Raw genomic sequence first — 17,253 nt, forward strand, 5'->3', positions numbered from 1 at the left:
GATGTTTTCCTCCTAATCTCAGCTTCGTAAAGCGATGAATTTCTTTAATAGACTCATACTTATTTCCTGTTCTATATATAATTGTGCAGCTTCTCCCATAGTTATTTTTTCAAAAGTTACATAGTCTCCTGGTTTCAGCTGCGCTAGAAGAGGTAAATCTACTGAAATTACATTTCCAATTCTCGGATAACCACCTGTCGTTTGTCTATCCGCCATTAATATAATAGGCTGTCCACCATTCGGTACTTGAATTGTTCCGAATGTAACTGGGCTCGATAAAATTTCTATCTCTTCAACTCTATTTAAAATCTCTCCGTCAAGCCTATATCCCATGCGATCAGCATAATTGGATACTTTATACTCTTTCGAAAAAAACGACTTTATACTTTCTTCTGTGAATTGATCATATTCAAAGTCTGTTATGACGCGAAGAATAGGATGCTTCTTATATTTTGGTAAAGCATTGTTACAAATTGCCCACTTCGTTTTTATACGCTCTTCTTCTTGTAAATTTTGAATGAAACGACTTGCAACTTCTGCTCCTGTACCAATTTGAAAATAGTCTCCTTTTTTCAGCATTCTCCCTTCAATACCACCAAGAGCAGCACGTATGTAAGTACTTTTACTTCCCATCGTATGATCAATATTTATACCGCCCGCAAAAGTCACATACGCCCTACAACCGCTTTTCGCTTTTCCGAGGCAAAGCATGCTTCCTTCTTCAGCTAATATGGGACGCCATAATGGAATGCGCTCTCCATTTAATAGTGGTTCCATATCTGCTCCACCAATCGCGAGCAATGTCGTTTTCTTGATTAACAATTTAGGTCCCATTATTGTAATTTCGAGTCCAGCCTCATTCTCTTCATTGCCTACTAACATATTAATCATCCTGAGCGCATCTTTATCCATAGCCCCGCCAACAGGTACACCGTATTGTTGATAATGAGATCGTCCTAAATCTTGGACTGTTGTAAACATTCCTGCATGCAAAATCTCTACATCCATTCTTTAGCCCCCTCAAGCGATACGTACTCTTCCCTTGTTATTGGTATAAATCGTAAATACATACCGCTTTGAATATATGTTGGTGTTTCTTCTTTTGGATTAAATAGAGAAATAGGTGTTCGGCCGATAATATTCCAGCCTCCTGGTGTTTCAAGCGGATAAATACCTGTTTGATTTCCGCCAATACCTACTGAACCAGGAGAAATTTGTAACCGTGGTGTTTCTTTTCTAGGTGTTTCTAGTTCTTTCGGTAATCCCCCTAAATAAGGGAACCCAGGTGTAAAACCTAACATATACACGAAATATGTTGTTTCACTATGTATTCGAATAACATCCTCTACTTGTAATCCTTGATAATGCGCAACATCTTCTAAATCAGGTCCATATTCTCCCCCATAACACACTGGTATAGAAATATGTTTCACATCTCGGTTCACTTCCTCGTTATATGAATCACACAGCTCCTTTATATACTGGCAAACGTGATCATATGGCCTTTCACTTCTCTCATTTCGCTTCCATACTTCGTACAAATTGTAGTACACCGCTAATGAAGTAAACGACGGAACACATTCAACCATTCCTGCAAACGGATGCCGCCTCAACGCTTGAAATAATCGTTGTACTTTTTCGTATATATCCATCCCAATTTCTTCACCAAATGTAACAATAATTGCTTGATCCCCTAACGCAGAAAATTTCATCCCACTCCCTCTTTCTATGCCCAAAAGCCGAGTTCTTTCGAAATGCGGTATGCTGTCTCTTTCACTTTCGCAATAAAATACGCAATGTTACTTTCGCTATACTCAATTGCTAATCCCGAAATACTAATGCCACCTACAACAGTTCCATCACTTGCAAAAATTGGCGCTGCTATAGCCGCTGTATGATTTTCTAATTCAGAATAGCTAATTGTGTACCCTTCTTGTTTCGCCATATGTAACACTTCTAGTAGATGCTCCTTATTCACGATTGTTCCATCTGCAAACTGTTTTAAATCTGTTTCCTCTACGTATTTCCTTTTCTCTTCCTCAGAAAAATACGATAGTAAAATTCTCGGACATGCACCCGCGTACAGTGGAGCCCTTCTTCCAACCGCCGTATAAACACGTACTGGCTGAGCTCCTTCCATCTTCTCAACATAAATTGCGTCATTACCATCTTGAATAATCAAATTTACTGCTTGTCCTAAACTATCTCTAAGCTCTTTCATATACGGTATCGCAATATTTCTTACGGATAACCTTTGTGAAACAAGTTGACCAAATCGTAAAAAAACGACTCCGAGACGATACTTGCCCTTTTCTGTTTTTTGTAAAAAGTCCATTTCTTCTAACGAACCAATTAAACGATAAACAGATGTTTTCGGCATATTCGTAAGCTGAACCATCTCTGTTAAACTTAGCTCCTCATGCTCATAAAACAACTCTAAAATATCCATTGTCTTAACTGCCGTTTTATTTATACTCATCATGTCTCCTTTTCGTTCCGAATTTCGGAACTTAAATTCCATTTTTCGAAACAAACATATAATTTAAAATTATAAAATATTCTTTCAATTCTATCAATATTTTTTCTCGTACATTACCCTATATATTTTGTCAGTTATTTAAAAAAAACGAAAATATTTAATTATATTTGTAAATTTTAATATTTAACTATTATTTATTTAATCTATATCGTTTATTATTTAATTTAGTAATGTACAACAAAATGTGAGGAGTGTTTCTTTTGAAAAGACTGCTAGTGATTCCTGCAATTATGTTATCTTTTTGTATAGGTTATAATGTTACATTTGCGACAAACGAAGATACTCAGTCAACCGCTAAAGTTGCCCAACATCATAAAATAGCGAACGAAGAAATTCATTTTTTCGGATCAAGTATTTCTAGCTTTAACTATTTTCATGGGGATGACTTAAGTGTTCTTGTAAAAAATATAGGTGACTCTCCCTTTAGTTACACTTTATATAACTCTAAAGGTTCTTGGATGATTGACGTAACTTTAAAACCTGGGGAACAAGCGATAAGTGAATTTAGTATAAATTGGAGTAATTGGCTTCCTGAAGGTGAATACAAGATAAAATTTAGAAATAAGGATGGTTCTCTTTCAAAAGTTCAAATTATAGCAAAACCAACAATTTAAATAAGTAGGCACAAAAAAAGTATGGAAGAATATATTTCTCCCATACTTTTTTCTCTATAATGCTCTTACTTGTTTCAATGGCCAGAAAACAGCTTGTCCTTTTCCGACAATTTCATCTTCTGAAATAAATCCAAACATACGACCATCTTTAGAAACTTCACGATTATCTCCTAAAACAAATACTTGGCCTTCTGGCACTTTCGTTTTCCCTGTGATTTGTTCTAACGTAAAATCAGGAGTTAATACACGACCTGACGCCTTTTCTTTAAATTCTTTTAAATACGGTTCTTCCATCGCTTTTCCGTTTACATATAAAACATCATCTTTATACTCAACTGTATCACCTGGTAAACCAATTACTCGTTTTACTAAATCATACCCTTCTTTTCCGTGGAAGACGATAACGTCAAAACGATCTAATCCGTTTATACTATAACCAATCTTATTAACGAGAACTCGCTCATTATTTTCTAAAGTTGGCATCATCGACTCACCTTGTACTAATGACGGCGTAAATAGCACCCCACGAACGATAAAGGCAATCGTAAGTGTAATACCTATCGTTTTAATCCATGAGATCAATTCTTTCTTCGTATTTGTCTTCATCGTTTCTCCTCTTTCTTAAATACTTACTTTATTATTTCAACTAACTCTTGTACTAACTTTAGGTCAATTTCAGAAAAACATGACTTATCTTCTCTAACCGCTGTACCTACATGCGCCTGCTTAATTCCAGTTTCATCTAGCAATTGTTTTACATTCTCTTTCGTTACTCCGCTTCCGACAACAAGCTGTATATCCCCTTCACTTTCCTTTTGCATCTCTCTAAGCACCGGAATATTATCTACTACATTTCCTTCTCCGCCTGAAGTTAACACGTGAGTGACTTTATTAAATTTCTTCAAAACTTTCATCGCTTCTACTGGATTTTCTGTATCATCTATCGCACGGTGATACGTCACATTTATTCCATCTACAACAGATAATAAATCTGCTAATTTCTCTTCTTCAACTTCATTTTGTTCATTTAACACACCTAATACAACACCAGCAGCTCCAAGATTTTGAGCAACTACAATATCCTCTTTCATCATTTCAATTTCTTCTTCCGTATATGTAAAAGACTTCGCATGCGGACGAATCATAACATGAACTGGTATTTGCACTGCTTCTACTGCTTTTTTTATAAAAGCATAGCTCGGTGTTAAACCACCTTCTGTATATGATGAAATGAGTTCAATTCGATTTCCACCAGCCTTTTCAATTCGCTTCACATCTTCTAAACAAGTTGCAATAACCTCTAGCATGAGATAACCTCTTTTCGTGCTTTTTTCTTATTATACAGGAGGTGAAATAAGAAGCATAGCATTCTACTATAAAACTACAAAAAGAAGAATGAAAAGAAAGATTTTTTGAATTGATAATAAATGTCATATATGTTATGTTTTTCTTATAATTGTACATTCTTATATTCTTATAAAAGGATATAAATATATGATTCTTACAAAAAAACAGTTCGTTATCTCTAGTTCATTTATTCTCATTGCATCACTTTGCACTATTGCTGTATTAACAAAGCAAAATACACAACTAGATTCCACTCCTGCTAAAGTTACAGCAAAAGAAACGATTACTCTCTCATCAAGTGAAACAAATGAAATCCCAACATTTCGTTCATCATTAGTTAATAGTACACATACATTCCGCGGGGACATGGGTACTGGATTTGACTTTAGTGGTCTCGGTGACTTAAAAATCACAGTTGAAAACACTGGGCCAAATGCATTTACGTATTCAATCAAGTCAAAAGATGAGGCGCAACTAATAAAACATACATTACAAGCGAATGAAAGTGAAACATTTACGTTGCGTTCATTAGCTTCCTCTCCAGAGCCGGGAGAATATTATTTATTTACTTATAATGAAGATGGATCTGAGAGTAGTATGAGGCTTGAGGTGCAACCTGAATAGCACTAACAAATTATCCCACATAGAAAAAGAGCGAGTGTTGTAGTAAAACATTTACTGATACAACGAATACCGTTCTTTACCGTACTCCAAAAGGTGACGAATGGATTACATTTGTTGAGTGTATGTTCAAAGGCTATTCTCTGCGAAAATCTGCCGAAATCGTAGGGGTTACTTGGGTTACGCTTTTTTATTGGAGACAAAAATTGTTAAGTGCATTAAAACAAATGGATTTTGAGCAATTTGATGGTATCGTTGAAGTTGACGAGACTTATTTCCTATTGGTTTTTATTTGTTGATAGTTGCAGTAACGAAAGCACTAAACACAATATAAAAGAGTTTCTCCTATCGTCATTTGTGTATGAAATGATTGATACGTATGAGAGCTTACGTTTATCTAAGTTTATCGTGTAATTGTTAATTCTTATGCAACAAAAAATAATTATCGTTTACTCCTTAAAATGGTAAAATCATATTTGGAGGTGTAATTATGAAAAAATTCAGTGTATTGTCAATGACCTTAATGTTTATAGGACTATTATTATTCGGATTAAATTGGATAATAGATGGCTATTCTGAACCGATTGTCCTTTTTAGTTTTATTTCTTTTTTAGTTGGAATTGTACTAAGTTTTATAGCAGTTGCTAAACGGGAAAAGGGAACATTAAAATTCATATCACTTATTTCTTTCTTCGTTGTGATGTTTTTAATTACTTGGTTTGAACCATTTCAGGTACTTCGAATTATTACTTGGCTAAAAAATGTTTCTTAACAGCGAAAAAGTCGAAAGTATAAAAACGGGAAACCCAAATATAAGGGTTTCCCTCTAATTTACTCAATTATCAACATTAAAATTTAACAGAGCCTAAAGAATAAAAATGTACGCTATATAACTTATCTTATGCTGATTATTAGCCCACACCAATCGGACTTTTACGGGCTGCAGGGCTCCCACAAATAGCGGGATAAAATCTATTATTTATAAAAAAAGAAGACCCTACAATAGGATCTTCTAGCTCTTGACTAGTATATTTCAATAGCCTCTATTTTAATTTACGACCGAAACGCCGCATCCGCCAGCATAGACAGTGTTACATCATCCATCGGCGGATTGTGTAATCCTGCTCTGACGTTTAAATAATAGCGATGAAGCGGATTTTTTTCTGATAAACTTTTCGCTCCTACGATGCGCATTGCTTTATCTACAATAGATATTGCCGCGTTCGTTACAACATATTTCGCAGCTGCTAGTTCGGCTTGCAATGATAGTTTATCTTCTGCTTCATCGTATTTTTTCGCAATTTGATATAAAAAGACACGAGCTTGCATAAGCTCAAGTTCTAATTCTCCAACTAATCTTCTAACATTCGGTAATAAACTAATAGAATGGTTTAAACTGTTTGGCTTGTATGATTCCGCAAACTGAACTGCATAATTTCTTGCTGATTGTGCAATTCCTAAATAACATGCTGGTATATGTAGCAACCAGCCAATACCCTTTTGTTTCACTTTCCCGCCCAATACATCCGTAAAAAAGCGGTTCTCTATCTCTACATTTTGTAAAACGAGATCATGGCTCGCAGTTCCTCGCATTGCGATACTATCCCACGTTTCTTCAATTGTTACGCCTTGTGTATTCTTCGGAATGACAAACTCTCCGATTTCTTCTCTTCCTTCAATACTTGCTGAAATGATAAAATAATCAAGTACTGGCGCCATTGTCGTAAACGTTTTTCTTCCATTTATAATCCACTTCTCACCTTTTTGGACAGCTAACGTCTCTGGTTTTCCGCCGCGCGTAGGACTACCTGTCTTCGGTTCTGTTGCAGCTCTATTAAAAAGCGCACCATTACGCACTTCTTCACAAAACCAAGTGAACATTTCCTCATTCCAAGAACGGTTTTCCGCTAATTCCTTTACAATGCCAAGGTGCCATCCAATTGATAATGCGGTAGCACCGCAGCCTTCTGCTATTTTCTCTTGAAATAAAACAAAATCATATAAGGAAATCGCATTGCCCCCCAATTCTTTTGGCAACGTTAATTTCGTATATCCGATATCTTTCAAATTATTAATATTTTCATACGGAAATGACCCTAATTCACTTAGTTGATGCTCCCTTTCCATGAACTTCGGAATCAATTTATTTATTTGTTCAATCACTAAAGATTGTTCTTCTGTTTCAACAAATGAGAGTGCCATACATAATCTCCTTTATGTTCGATTCATAAACCGTTCATTTTGTCATTATGATTATATGAAGTTACTTCTCTATTGTTTCACTATTCCGATAAAAATACAATGCTTTTGAACAATAAGAAAAGTTCCTATAAAAGGATAGGTTCTTTTCTTATATTAATCCCCTTTCAATGCCTTTAATGGCAAAGAGGTTACGTATCCAATATACGAGCATAATTCTTTAAAAAAGAAGGGAATTTCTGTATCTAACGTTTTATACGCTGACGTTGGAGTTGGTGATGCATACGCTTCAATTTTAAGATGTTTTGCAATCTTCATCGCACGTTTCATATGAAGTGGATCACTCACGATCGTATATGTGCGTATTCCATTCTCTATTCCAACTTGCTTTGCGTTCTTTAAATTATCCTCTGTGAAAAGAGATTTTGTTTCAATTAGAATATCCTCTTCTTTTACACCATGTTTCAGTGCATACACTCTAGCAGTACGCGCTTCCTCAAGCTCTGCCTCAAACTTTGTACCACCTGTGAAAATAATCTTTTTAATATTACCGTTCTTATATAAAGAAATTGCATGATTAATTCTTTCTTTAAATACAGGAGATGGTTTTCCGTTCCATGAAGCTGCTCCCAGCACGATACCAGCATCTGTCTTCACATCATCATCTGTTTTAAAGCGATAACTCCAAATATCGTAAGCTGCATAACTTACATATAAAATAATAGAACAAATCATAAGCAAGAATACTTGCAAGATTCTTCTTTTCTTACTTTTCTTATTTTCTTTCATTTATAACTGCCTCCGTACATCATCCATACTTCTATATAAAAACGTATATATCAAATCATTTTGTTTGAATTTGTTTAAAAGAAGGAATTTTTCTTGTCATATATATTAAAGGGTTTTCATTTAAAATTGAGGATTATCAATTCATTTTTCGTTTGCGGTTTTCATTACATTTATGTAATTCATAAGTTTATTACCATACAACTACATTGTAACGAATTTTTTATCATAATGGAATGATGAAACACAAGTAAATAAAAGAAGTAACCGTTTTGTAAGAAAAAAGGTATATTTTTCATCTAGACAATCAATACACCTTTCTTACTATGAATTATCGTTTTTCTTTATACGACTCTAATTTTTCTAATAACCGTTCTTTTACAGCTGGCCATTCACTTGCAATAACACTGTATACAACTGCATCTCTAACATGTCCACTCGGCAATTTTCTTTCGTTTCTAAGTACACCCTCTTTTACTGCGCCCAGTCTTTCAATTGCTCTTTGTGCTTTTTCATTTCGGGCATCCGTCTTAATTTGTACTCTCCGCATATGCAACTTTTCAAAAGCATACTCAAGTAACATATACTTACATTCTGTATTCATACTCGTACGCTGTACACTCGGGTCATACCACGTTTTCCCTAATTCGACCGTCTTATCTTCCACTGAAATATTATATAAGCGTGTACTTCCTACTATTTCATTCGTCTTTTCATCAACAACAACAAATGGCAAATCCTTCCCTGCCCCATAAGCTTTTATCGCCTTTTGAACATATTGCTGCATATCTTGAACAGTATCCATTTTAGAGATTAAATACGCCCAAATATCCCGATTTCCTTCCACAATTGAAAACATTTTTTCGACATCATTGCTAGCCATTAACCGTAACTTTGCTCTTTCGTGAATAATTTCCATTTGCAAGCCCCCTTCTTTTGTTGTTACTATATCACATTATTATATATCGTTTTATTGTTATATAAAAATCAAATTCACCATTACAGAAATATAATATAGCTTAAAGCAAAAAATGCGATGCCTTTATTCAGGCATCGCACTCATAATTTGAATTGAAATTTACTTCTTTTCCATTACCGCAAAATAGTTATTTTCGCTATCTGCAAAATTAAATATTCTACCTGTAGGCATATTTACAATTTCTCCAACTGTAACATTTTTGTTTACTAAATCACTATATAAACGATCGAATTCTTTTGAGAAGAACATTAAAGAAGGTGTACCAAGATTTAACTCCGGCTGCATTTTAGCAATTAACTCTTTATTATGGAGAATAATACTTGTTTCAGCTTCTTTCGTCGGAGCAATTTCAATCCATCGCATTCCTTGACCGTTATCTTCCTCTGAAATGACAATAAACCCTACTTTTTCTGTCCAGAATTCCTTCACTTCATCTTGGTTATTCACATACAACATAATTTGACCAACATTATTAATCATTTATTTTAACGCTCCTTTATAAACAATTTTTATTAAACTCCATACACTTAAACTTAATTATCACCGAAAATAAAGTTGGGGTATAAAAATCTATTTCAGCGACTCCAATCGCTCGTTCAAACGATCCCAAGTTTCGGTGATACCTTGTAGCATACCCATGTCCATAACACTTTTAAGTGCCTCTTTGTTAACATATTCTGCACGGTTTATTAGCTTTGTCTTTCCGCCTAAATCGATGAATTCCAATGTCATCTCGGTTGATGGCATAGAATCATTCACATTGCCTTCAGCATCCGAAAAGTAATCGGTGTAGACGATTTTCTCTGGCTCAATAATCTCTTTATAAACCCCTTTACCCCATGATTCCATACCAAAGAATTGCCCCATATTCTGATCGACACACTTCATACAGTAGTGCCAAACGCCTCCTGGACGGAAATCGACAGTGCATGCTGGAATTGCCCAGCCCCTTGGCCCCCACCAATGTTTCAAATGTTCTGCTTCTTTAAACATACTGAATACAAGATCACGCGGTGCATCAAAAACGCGCTCCAGTACTAATACTCGATCATTCTCTACTCTCGATACCATTGTATTGTTTGACATTTCAATTCCTCCTTAAGACTTTTCCTTGTTTTGTAATTCCTTCAAATACTTATCTAGATTATCGAATCTCTCTTCCATCACATGCTTAAATGACTGTACCCAACAATCAAGTGCTTGGAAAGGCTCAGGTCGTAACTTATAAATCCGGCGATTAGCTTCAGCCTGCACTTCCACAATTCCAGTATCACTTAGCACTTTTAAGTGTTTTGAAGTTTGTGGTTGCCTTAATCCTAGCTGGTCGGCAATTTCCCCAACAGTTAGAGGACCGTCACGCAACAGTTCAACGATATTCATACGATTCGGTTCAGATAAGGCACTCAGCGTCGCCATGTTCACGCCCGGAATTTCATCCGACATATCACTCACCTCGTTAAGTGATGTTCTCCGGTTATAACACATCAATATCATCACTAATATTATCGTCTTGTTGAATTGATTATATCCAAATGGGAATATTCCTGTCAAGGAATATTCAAAAACTAAATTCACACTAAATGTGACTTTTACTTTGAAATAAAGTAAAACTTTAATTCGTGTTTTTTATTTCTCTCCACTGATTATTATCTCGCATGAATTGCGATTTTACGATAAATAAAAAGAAGTCATTTGAATCAAAATGACTTCCGCTTTTATTGAGTAAATATTTGCTTATGAAAGTCAGAAAACTCGATATATTCAAAACTTATATAGTAGTTTAAAGCAACAAATAAGCAATCGGTGTAATAATTAGCAACGTTAAAATCGTTCTTTGCACATATAAAATAATAAGTTCAGATACTTTTAACGGAATATCTGTTGATAATATACAAGGGATTGATGCGGAGAAAAACAATATAGATGACACCGAAACAACCGCAATAACAAACTTTGTCACGAGTGGTGCACTTACAACTAACAATGACGGTAAAAACATTTCTGCAATACCAACTGATGCTGCTTTAGCAGCTAGTTCCGCTTCTGGAAGCTGTAAAGCCCATGTAAATGGATAAAAAATATAGCTTATCCAATCAAATATTGGTGTAAACTTTGCCAAGACGATACCAATTAATCCTACTGACATAATAGATGGTAAAATCCCCATCGTCATTATAAATCCGTCTTTTAAATTCACTGCGATATTTTTCATAATACTTGGCGCAGATTTTGATACTTCTAACGCATCTTCCCAAGCTCGCTCTAACATTTTCTCTTTATAAACTGGCTCTGGGAATCCTTCTTTCGTAATATATGTATCTGGTTTTCTACTAAGTGGTGGGATTCTTACGGTGATAGCAGTCACGATGAATGTTACAACAAGCGTAGTCCAAAAATAAACATTCCATAAATGCATAATATCTAATGTTTTTGCGATGATGATCATAAATGTTGCGGATACTGTTGAAAAGCCTGTCGCGATAATCGCTGCTTCTTTCGTCGTATACTTCCCTTCTTTATAAACACGATTAGTGATTAAAAGAGCTAGCGAATAACTTCCAACAAAGGAAGCAACCGCATCAATTGCTGATCGTCCAGGTGTTTTCCATAACGGTCTCATAATCGGACGACAAAACGTGCCGATAAACTCAAGCAATCCGTACCCAACTAATAACGCTAAAAATGCCGAGCCAATTGGAACGAGTAAACTTACTGATATAACTAACTTCTCATACAAAAACGGTCCAACATCTGGCGCAAAGAACCAAGCTGGTCCTACTTTAAAACAATATAATACACCGAAAACAACGCCGACTACTTTTAAAATAGAAAAACAAATGTCTACAATAGATGCATTCCATTTCTTCGTGTAGAACGGATAAATCGCACCAATTACCATAACAAATAGTGCATAATAAGGTACTACAGAAGGAACAGCAGCTTTAATCCACGATACAATATGATCAATCATAATAGACGAAGCACCGTTTATCGTAACGGGAACAAAAAACATGAATACACCTACTAAACTAGCGAGTACAAACCGAAGAATAATCCCCCTCTCTCGCCCTGTCTTAATTACATTACTTTTTAATTCAATTTCACTCAAAATTCGACACCTCCTATTATCTAAATATTCTGTATAATAATGTTAGATTCCTTCTTTCAATTTCTAATATTTAATCATATGAAAAAGCCTATTTTGAAATATACGATTCAAATAGGCTTTTTCTATTACCTCTCATAATCATCCACAATCACTTGAATCACACGATAAGATTCTTCTGCCACCTTCTTATTACTATCCCTATTCGCATCATATGTAATTAACGCCTTCCAAAGCCCCCATCCTCTCGCTCTATTCCACGTTTCTTCACCCATACGTAATACTTCTTTAAATACGTTTCTACTATTCTTATCAAAAAATGTCCATGCCATCGCTGCATCACAAGCAGGATCTCCTACTCCTAATATGCCAAAATCTATTACGGCACTAAGTTTTCCATCTTTAACGAGTAAGTTCCCCGGTGCAATATCTCCATGAACCCAAACTGGTTTGCACGCCCATGTTGACCTAAGTGCTAAATTCCAAAGATGTTTTAATAATGTCTCATCAAAAACGTCCTTATTATTTTCAATAGCCTCTCTCGCTTCTTCATCGTATACAGATATAAGCCCGCCCCGGTAAAAATTATGTGCTCCAGCTATTGGTCCATTACTCGCATCGATTGATTGTAATTCTGTCAAAAATGAACCTAAGTCCATTGCGAATTCATTTAAGTCACGGACATTTTGCTTCGTGACCGTCTCTCCTTCTATCCACTTATTAATAGACCAAGGCCACGGATACTCTTCAGAAGGATTCCCTTTCGCAATTGGTGCAGAAATTGGTAAAGAAAGTTCCTTACTTAATATAGGAAGCCACTTGTTTTCTTTCTCTACTTGCGGTGCATACGCTGCATCACTTGGTAATCTTACACTCATCTGCTCTCCTAAATGAAACGTTCTATTATCATGCCCGCTACATTTTACTGGCTTAGTTTCTAAATGCGCCCATATAGGAAACTGTTCCCCTATCAACCTTTTAACTAAATCGGTATTAATTGGATTCATTCACTTTCCCCTCTTCTTTTGAAACTTACTATGCCCATCCGTACTACCAACATACTCAAAACCATTTCTCTTATAAAAATCATTCAACGTACGATTATGCCCAACACAATCTAACTTCAAATACTCTTTATCACTTTGTACATTCTCTTCTATCCACTGTAAAATCCATTCTCCTATTCCATTCCCCTTATGCTTCCGTTTCATCGCAAATCTATGAATATATAATGAATTAGAAACTTCCTCTTTACCAAAAATATGTTCATCCCAATCATTTTGTTTAGGAGATACTGTGACCGTACCGACAATTTCAGCTTCTTTCATAACAACATACGTATGTTTCGCTCTTATGCCTTCTAATATTTCGGCCGTAGCTTCTCCTTCCAAAAGATACTGCCACTGATTTACTTCTTTATCTTGCAGCCACTGTGCTACTTCTTTTAATAGAGTAATAATGCTTTCACTTTCATTTTCAGTAGCAATTCGAATTGTATATTCTTTACTAATATTTCTCTCCATATTGCTGTTCCCCTTTCAAATTACTACCATACTGACATACGAGTCCTTCCATCATTTTCATCTGTAATATATTCTACATAAAATCCTTGATTCAGTGCGTTTTCATACATCATTTCAATCTCTTCTTGTTTTTTCGCATAAATTTGTATGTAATCACCATCGGCTACTAATACGACTACTTCACACTTACTCTCCTTAAATTCTTCATATGTTTCAATTTCTCCTAGTACTTCCCCTTTTGGATATGCTTTTAAGTCTACAAATAAAAGATAATATATGTTATCTTTTATTTGTTTTTTTAATTCTGATCCTTCCATGATCTCGTTATCTTCTGAAAATAATTCTGGACCTAATCCATTCCCTACTATTATATAAGCTTCCTCCCTTCCCACGGCTTGCCAATCAAATGCAGTAATATCAATTGGCTTTAACACTTTCCAAAGTAAATTATCATATCCATCTAGAATATCTACTGTAATTCCTCTTTTCATATGTTTGCTCCTAGCTTATTTATTTTTATTTTCATTTTTGTTTCATACATTATATATCAAATTTGATTACTCTATTTTGTCGATACCTATGTAACTTGTATTTCATCATAAAAAACCGCTCCACTACTAGCGAAACGGTTTCCTTCTGCTTACATTTAAATATCTTATTCAATTATTGCACTGCGTTTTAAAATAATTTCTAATATGTTCAGCACATCAGCCATTCATTTTTAACACTCACTTCGCCTTCACAAAATAATATAAAAACCACACCGCATGATTTTGTTCATCTGCAGCTATTCTGCGCAATAAATCTTTCATAGATGCATCTGATGTTTCATCTGAAATTTCCAAATAAAAATCTACTGTTTTTTGCTCATCTTGTATAGCGAACTCTAATCCTTGTAAGTACGTATTAGGGCAACCTTCTGCGATCTGTGGTTTCGGCTGCCTGCCAGTTAAATTCGTATAGATTTGTACAAAATGTTGAAAATGCCTTATTTCATCATTACGGATTTCAAGAATCTGTTTTTGCTCTACTTGATTTGGAGCCATATTAGCTAATTTTGCATAGCAATTTATGGCAGTGTACTCTCCGTTTATCGCTTTTTCGATATCACTAATCAACTTATCATTCTGTCTATACCAATCATGATAATTCGAATTATACATCGTATCCCCTCCATGATTTCGCATAACATTTTATGCAATTTAAAATAGTAGGAGCATGTATATATATAGGGACAGTAAATACTAGTTCTTCACTCACCTTTAAAACATCGAAAAATCCTATCTACCACTGAATTATTTCCCAATCGATTTCACCACCAAAAGCCGCTTCACTACCAGTGAAACGGCTTTTATTTTTAAGCATTTACTTCAGTTTTATGTTCCTTTACTACACTACGTTTTAAAGCTGTTCCAAGTATGATAACCATACTTACTACACCAATCCAAACAAGTACAGTAAGTGGAGTATTCCAAGCAAATCCTTTTCCGAAGAAGAAGATTTCTCTTAGACCTTCTATCATAAATCGCATCGGTAACCAGGAGTAAATCCAGTCTTGATAAAATGGAGGCATCATTTCAGGCGCTAGCGCCAATAGCGGTGCACCAAAGAAAAGTAACATTGCAAATAACCCGATTCCCTTTAATCCAACTAATGAAAGGACCGCAGAAATCATTAAGAAAAAACTAAATGATGTAATGGATAAAAATAGAGCCGTATCCGTGAAATCCGAGATATTTAATCCTACCATTCCATCTGCTATCCATGTAAGACCAAATCCAATTACAAGCGCCGCAATAGCTCCTGTTACTATTTGTTTTACTTTTAATACGAAGTTTTCTTTTCTTGTACCTACCGGCATTTTACTTATCGAAATAAAGATGATTGCTGCGCTAGCTAAACTTGCAATCCATAACGGTTGGAATAAAGAAATTGGCGAGTTACCGTTCGCACTATTTTTTCCAATTTCATTCACATTTGTCACTTTCTTCGTAATAGGTGTTACTAAATTTGAAACTTGATCTGCTGTTAAAGTAGCTCCTTTTGCTTTCAATCCGTCTAATAGTTGTGTACGAACAGTATTGTTCATATTATCAACTACGCCATTTAATATTTGCCCTGCCATAGTTGAAGCCGCCGTATTCATTCCTTGATTTATATATATTTCGACTTCAGGCGAAGAAGGCTGTGGTGTTCGTAACGACGCTTGTTTTGCACTAAAGTCTTTCGGAATAACTAATGCTGCATAGTACTCTTGATTGTTTAAACCTTTTTGAACGACTTCTTTATTTTTTACTTCTACCCACTTCACCGCGGGTTCTTCATCTGATTTCGCTGATTTTTTCATCATATCAACAATTGTTTGCCCCATATTCATTTTAGCTTGATTCGGAATTTCTACTCCTTGATCTTCATTTACAATTGCGATTGGTACGTTTTTCGGCTGAGGTTGAACTGTTGGGAATAAAGTTAATGAAAAAATAAAAACAACAAGTAGTGCAATAACTGGTGATAATAATAAAAGTTTGTTTTTTAACATTTTCTTTTATCCTCCTTTAATTTGATTTATAATAACCAACAACGTGTTGTTTATTTATATTTTGAATTATATGTTTAAGTTAAATCTTATACAATAATCAAAAATAGTGAATGTGTCGGTTATAAGACACTTTCTTTAAATGTGTTGGAAAAAATTAAGGAGGGACATGCTTTGCGCGATAGTAATTTAGATTTACGTGTTGTTCGTACGAAAACTGCCATACGAAATGCATTAGTAGAATTAATTGAAGAAAAAGGTTTTGAAGTCATTACAGTGAAAGATATTACAACGAAAGCAAACATAAATCGTGGTACTTTTTATGCACACTATCAAGATAAATTTGATTTAATGACGAAATGCCAAGAGGAAATTATGCATGAGTTTTCTAGCATTGCCAAACAGAAGCTTCCGGAAGTTATTGCTGAACTTGGATCAAATCCTTCTCCAACAACGCCGTTCGTACTTATCACTTCTATTCTTGAATTTCTAAATGAAAATAGTGATTTTATGAAAGCTGTACTAAGCCCAAAAGGAGATTTATCTTTCCAAACAAAATTAAAAGACTTTATGTGGAAAACAATATTTGAAGATATGAATGGCCCTCTCATTAATAAGGAAAATTTACTTGTCCCAAGCCAATACTTAGCTTCTTATATGGCATCTGCTCATATAGGTGTCATTCAACAATGGTTAAATAATGGACAAAAAGAAACACCTGAGGAAATTGCTCATATTTTATCAACAATCGCAGTTCATGGACCTTTCTATGCAGCTGGCTTAAAGAAATAAGCTTGCCTGCATAGAAACATGCTTTAATCAATCTGAACATCAACAAACTTCTAAATGAAATGTATGGCTGAGTAGTTATTATTATTTTTATCCCGCTATTTGCGGGCAGTAAAACTCCCACCTCAAAATTCGGCTGGAGCAAAGAAGTTAGGTGGGATTCGGGCTGCCCGTAAACGCCCGATTGGTGAAGGCTAATAATCAGTGGGGGATG

21 protein-coding genes and 1 pseudogene are annotated in these 17,253 nt (G+C 35.1%); 5 read left to right on the forward strand and 17 right to left on the reverse strand.

All coding sequences use genetic code 11. The features are described 5' to 3' along the window. Positions 1 to 18 precede the first annotated feature (18 nt). From FT637_RS13115 to FT637_RS13125, 3 genes are read right to left on the reverse strand one after another with little or no spacing between them, the layout of a single operon-like run. A complete protein-coding gene (locus FT637_RS13115; protein ID WP_193646669.1) occupies positions 19 to 1,008 on the reverse strand; it encodes a biotin-dependent carboxyltransferase family protein in 990 nt (329 codons plus the stop codon). Then, positions 999 to 1,712 carry a 5-oxoprolinase subunit PxpB gene (gene pxpB, locus FT637_RS13120; RefSeq protein WP_193646670.1) on the reverse strand — a complete coding sequence of 238 codons (714 nt, stop codon included), beginning with the start codon at positions 1,710 to 1,712 and terminating at the stop codon, positions 999 to 1,001. The genes FT637_RS13115 and pxpB overlap by 10 nt, the downstream gene beginning before the upstream one ends. A gap of 14 nt (positions 1,713 to 1,726) precedes the next feature. Beyond that, complete coding sequence (locus FT637_RS13125) at positions 1,727 to 2,479, reverse strand: IclR family transcriptional regulator (RefSeq protein ID WP_193646671.1); 753 nt, start codon at positions 2,477 to 2,479, stop codon at positions 1,727 to 1,729. A 260-nt stretch (positions 2,480 to 2,739) separates the two neighbouring features. Between FT637_RS13125 and FT637_RS13130 the strand changes: the two genes are divergently transcribed. After that, a complete protein-coding gene (locus FT637_RS13130) occupies positions 2,740 to 3,153 on the forward strand; it encodes a hypothetical protein (RefSeq protein WP_193646672.1) in 414 nt (137 codons plus the stop codon). Between the two features lie 54 nt (positions 3,154 to 3,207). On the opposite strand, the gene lepB is transcribed toward FT637_RS13130, so the two are convergent. Next, positions 3,208 to 3,759 (reverse strand): signal peptidase I, encoded by a 552-nt coding sequence (gene lepB, locus FT637_RS13135; RefSeq protein WP_128280467.1) that lies wholly within the window; start codon positions 3,757 to 3,759, stop codon positions 3,208 to 3,210. Positions 3,760 to 3,782: 23 nt separating this feature from the next. Continuing rightward, the gene (locus FT637_RS13140) at positions 3,783 to 4,460 is read right to left on the reverse strand and encodes a copper homeostasis protein CutC (protein ID WP_193646673.1); all 678 of its coding nucleotides are present in this window, start codon (positions 4,458 to 4,460) and stop codon (positions 3,783 to 3,785) included. Positions 4,461 to 4,647: 187 nt separating this feature from the next. Here FT637_RS13140 and FT637_RS13145 point away from each other — a divergent pair, with 187 nt between their 5' ends. The 3 genes and pseudogenes from FT637_RS13145 to FT637_RS13155 all read left to right on the forward strand — a co-directional run bounded on the left by FT637_RS13145 (position 4,648) and on the right by FT637_RS13155 (position 5,893). Beyond that, complete coding sequence (locus FT637_RS13145; RefSeq protein ID WP_193646674.1) at positions 4,648 to 5,124, forward strand: hypothetical protein; 477 nt, start codon at positions 4,648 to 4,650, stop codon at positions 5,122 to 5,124. 38 nt (positions 5,125 to 5,162) lie between these two features. Then, positions 5,163 to 5,402, forward strand: a pseudogene (locus tag FT637_RS29895) (IS1595 family transposase); the annotation flags it as partial. Between the two features lie 209 nt (positions 5,403 to 5,611). After that, a complete protein-coding gene (locus tag FT637_RS13155; protein ID WP_193646675.1) occupies positions 5,612 to 5,893 on the forward strand; it encodes a hypothetical protein in 282 nt (93 codons plus the stop codon). Between the two features lie 281 nt (positions 5,894 to 6,174). Here the strand turns inward: FT637_RS13155 and FT637_RS13160 are convergent, their stop codons facing one another. From FT637_RS13160 to FT637_RS13215, 12 genes are all read right to left on the reverse strand, one after another. Beyond that, complete coding sequence (locus FT637_RS13160; RefSeq protein WP_193646676.1) at positions 6,175 to 7,323, reverse strand: acyl-CoA dehydrogenase family protein; 1,149 nt, start codon at positions 7,321 to 7,323, stop codon at positions 6,175 to 6,177. 153 nt (positions 7,324 to 7,476) lie between these two features. Beyond that, positions 7,477 to 8,109, reverse strand: a complete 633-nt coding sequence (locus FT637_RS13165; RefSeq protein ID WP_193646677.1) for a YdcF family protein — start codon at positions 8,107 to 8,109, stop codon at positions 7,477 to 7,479. Between the two features lie 328 nt (positions 8,110 to 8,437). After that, the gene (locus FT637_RS13170) at positions 8,438 to 9,025 is read right to left on the reverse strand and encodes a GNAT family N-acetyltransferase (protein WP_193646678.1); all 588 of its coding nucleotides are present in this window, start codon (positions 9,023 to 9,025) and stop codon (positions 8,438 to 8,440) included. 159 nt (positions 9,026 to 9,184) lie between these two features. Continuing rightward, on the reverse strand, positions 9,185 to 9,565 hold the full coding sequence (locus tag FT637_RS13175) for a VOC family protein (RefSeq protein WP_193646679.1): 381 nt from the start codon (positions 9,563 to 9,565) through the stop codon (positions 9,185 to 9,187). 90 nt (positions 9,566 to 9,655) lie between these two features. Next, the gene (locus FT637_RS13180) at positions 9,656 to 10,171 is read right to left on the reverse strand and encodes an SRPBCC family protein (protein WP_193646680.1); all 516 of its coding nucleotides are present in this window, start codon (positions 10,169 to 10,171) and stop codon (positions 9,656 to 9,658) included. Between the two features lie 12 nt (positions 10,172 to 10,183). Beyond that, on the reverse strand, positions 10,184 to 10,528 hold the full coding sequence (locus FT637_RS13185; RefSeq protein ID WP_193646681.1) for an ArsR/SmtB family transcription factor: 345 nt from the start codon (positions 10,526 to 10,528) through the stop codon (positions 10,184 to 10,186). Between the two features lie 337 nt (positions 10,529 to 10,865). Then, on the reverse strand, positions 10,866 to 12,194 hold the full coding sequence (locus FT637_RS13190; RefSeq protein ID WP_193646682.1) for a YjiH family protein: 1,329 nt from the start codon (positions 12,192 to 12,194) through the stop codon (positions 10,866 to 10,868). Positions 12,195 to 12,319: 125 nt separating this feature from the next. Further along, positions 12,320 to 13,198 carry an aminoglycoside phosphotransferase family protein gene (locus FT637_RS13195; protein ID WP_193646683.1) on the reverse strand — a complete coding sequence of 293 codons (879 nt, stop codon included), beginning with the start codon at positions 13,196 to 13,198 and terminating at the stop codon, positions 12,320 to 12,322. Next, complete coding sequence (locus FT637_RS13200; RefSeq protein WP_193646684.1) at positions 13,199 to 13,714, reverse strand: GNAT family N-acetyltransferase; 516 nt, start codon at positions 13,712 to 13,714, stop codon at positions 13,199 to 13,201. A gap of 23 nt (positions 13,715 to 13,737) precedes the next feature. After that, positions 13,738 to 14,205 carry a DUF2691 family protein gene (locus FT637_RS13205; protein ID WP_002110639.1) on the reverse strand — a complete coding sequence of 156 codons (468 nt, stop codon included), beginning with the start codon at positions 14,203 to 14,205 and terminating at the stop codon, positions 13,738 to 13,740. A gap of 237 nt (positions 14,206 to 14,442) precedes the next feature. After that, on the reverse strand, positions 14,443 to 14,877 hold the full coding sequence (locus FT637_RS13210; RefSeq protein WP_193646685.1) for a ferritin-like domain-containing protein: 435 nt from the start codon (positions 14,875 to 14,877) through the stop codon (positions 14,443 to 14,445). A 194-nt stretch (positions 14,878 to 15,071) separates the two neighbouring features. Further along, positions 15,072 to 16,253: a YhgE/Pip domain-containing protein gene (locus tag FT637_RS13215; protein WP_193646686.1), complete on the reverse strand. Its 1,182-nt coding sequence runs from the start codon at positions 16,251 to 16,253 to the stop codon at positions 15,072 to 15,074. 171 nt (positions 16,254 to 16,424) lie between these two features. Between FT637_RS13215 and FT637_RS13220 the strand changes: the two genes are divergently transcribed. Continuing rightward, a complete protein-coding gene (locus FT637_RS13220; RefSeq protein ID WP_193646687.1) occupies positions 16,425 to 17,042 on the forward strand; it encodes a TetR/AcrR family transcriptional regulator in 618 nt (205 codons plus the stop codon). Positions 17,043 to 17,253: the final 211 nt, after the last annotated feature.

The sequence above is a fragment of the Bacillus cereus genome, assembly GCF_015071065.1.
In the GTDB taxonomy this organism is placed as follows: Bacteria; Bacillota; Bacilli; order Bacillales; family Bacillaceae_G; genus Bacillus_A; species Bacillus_A cereus_BA.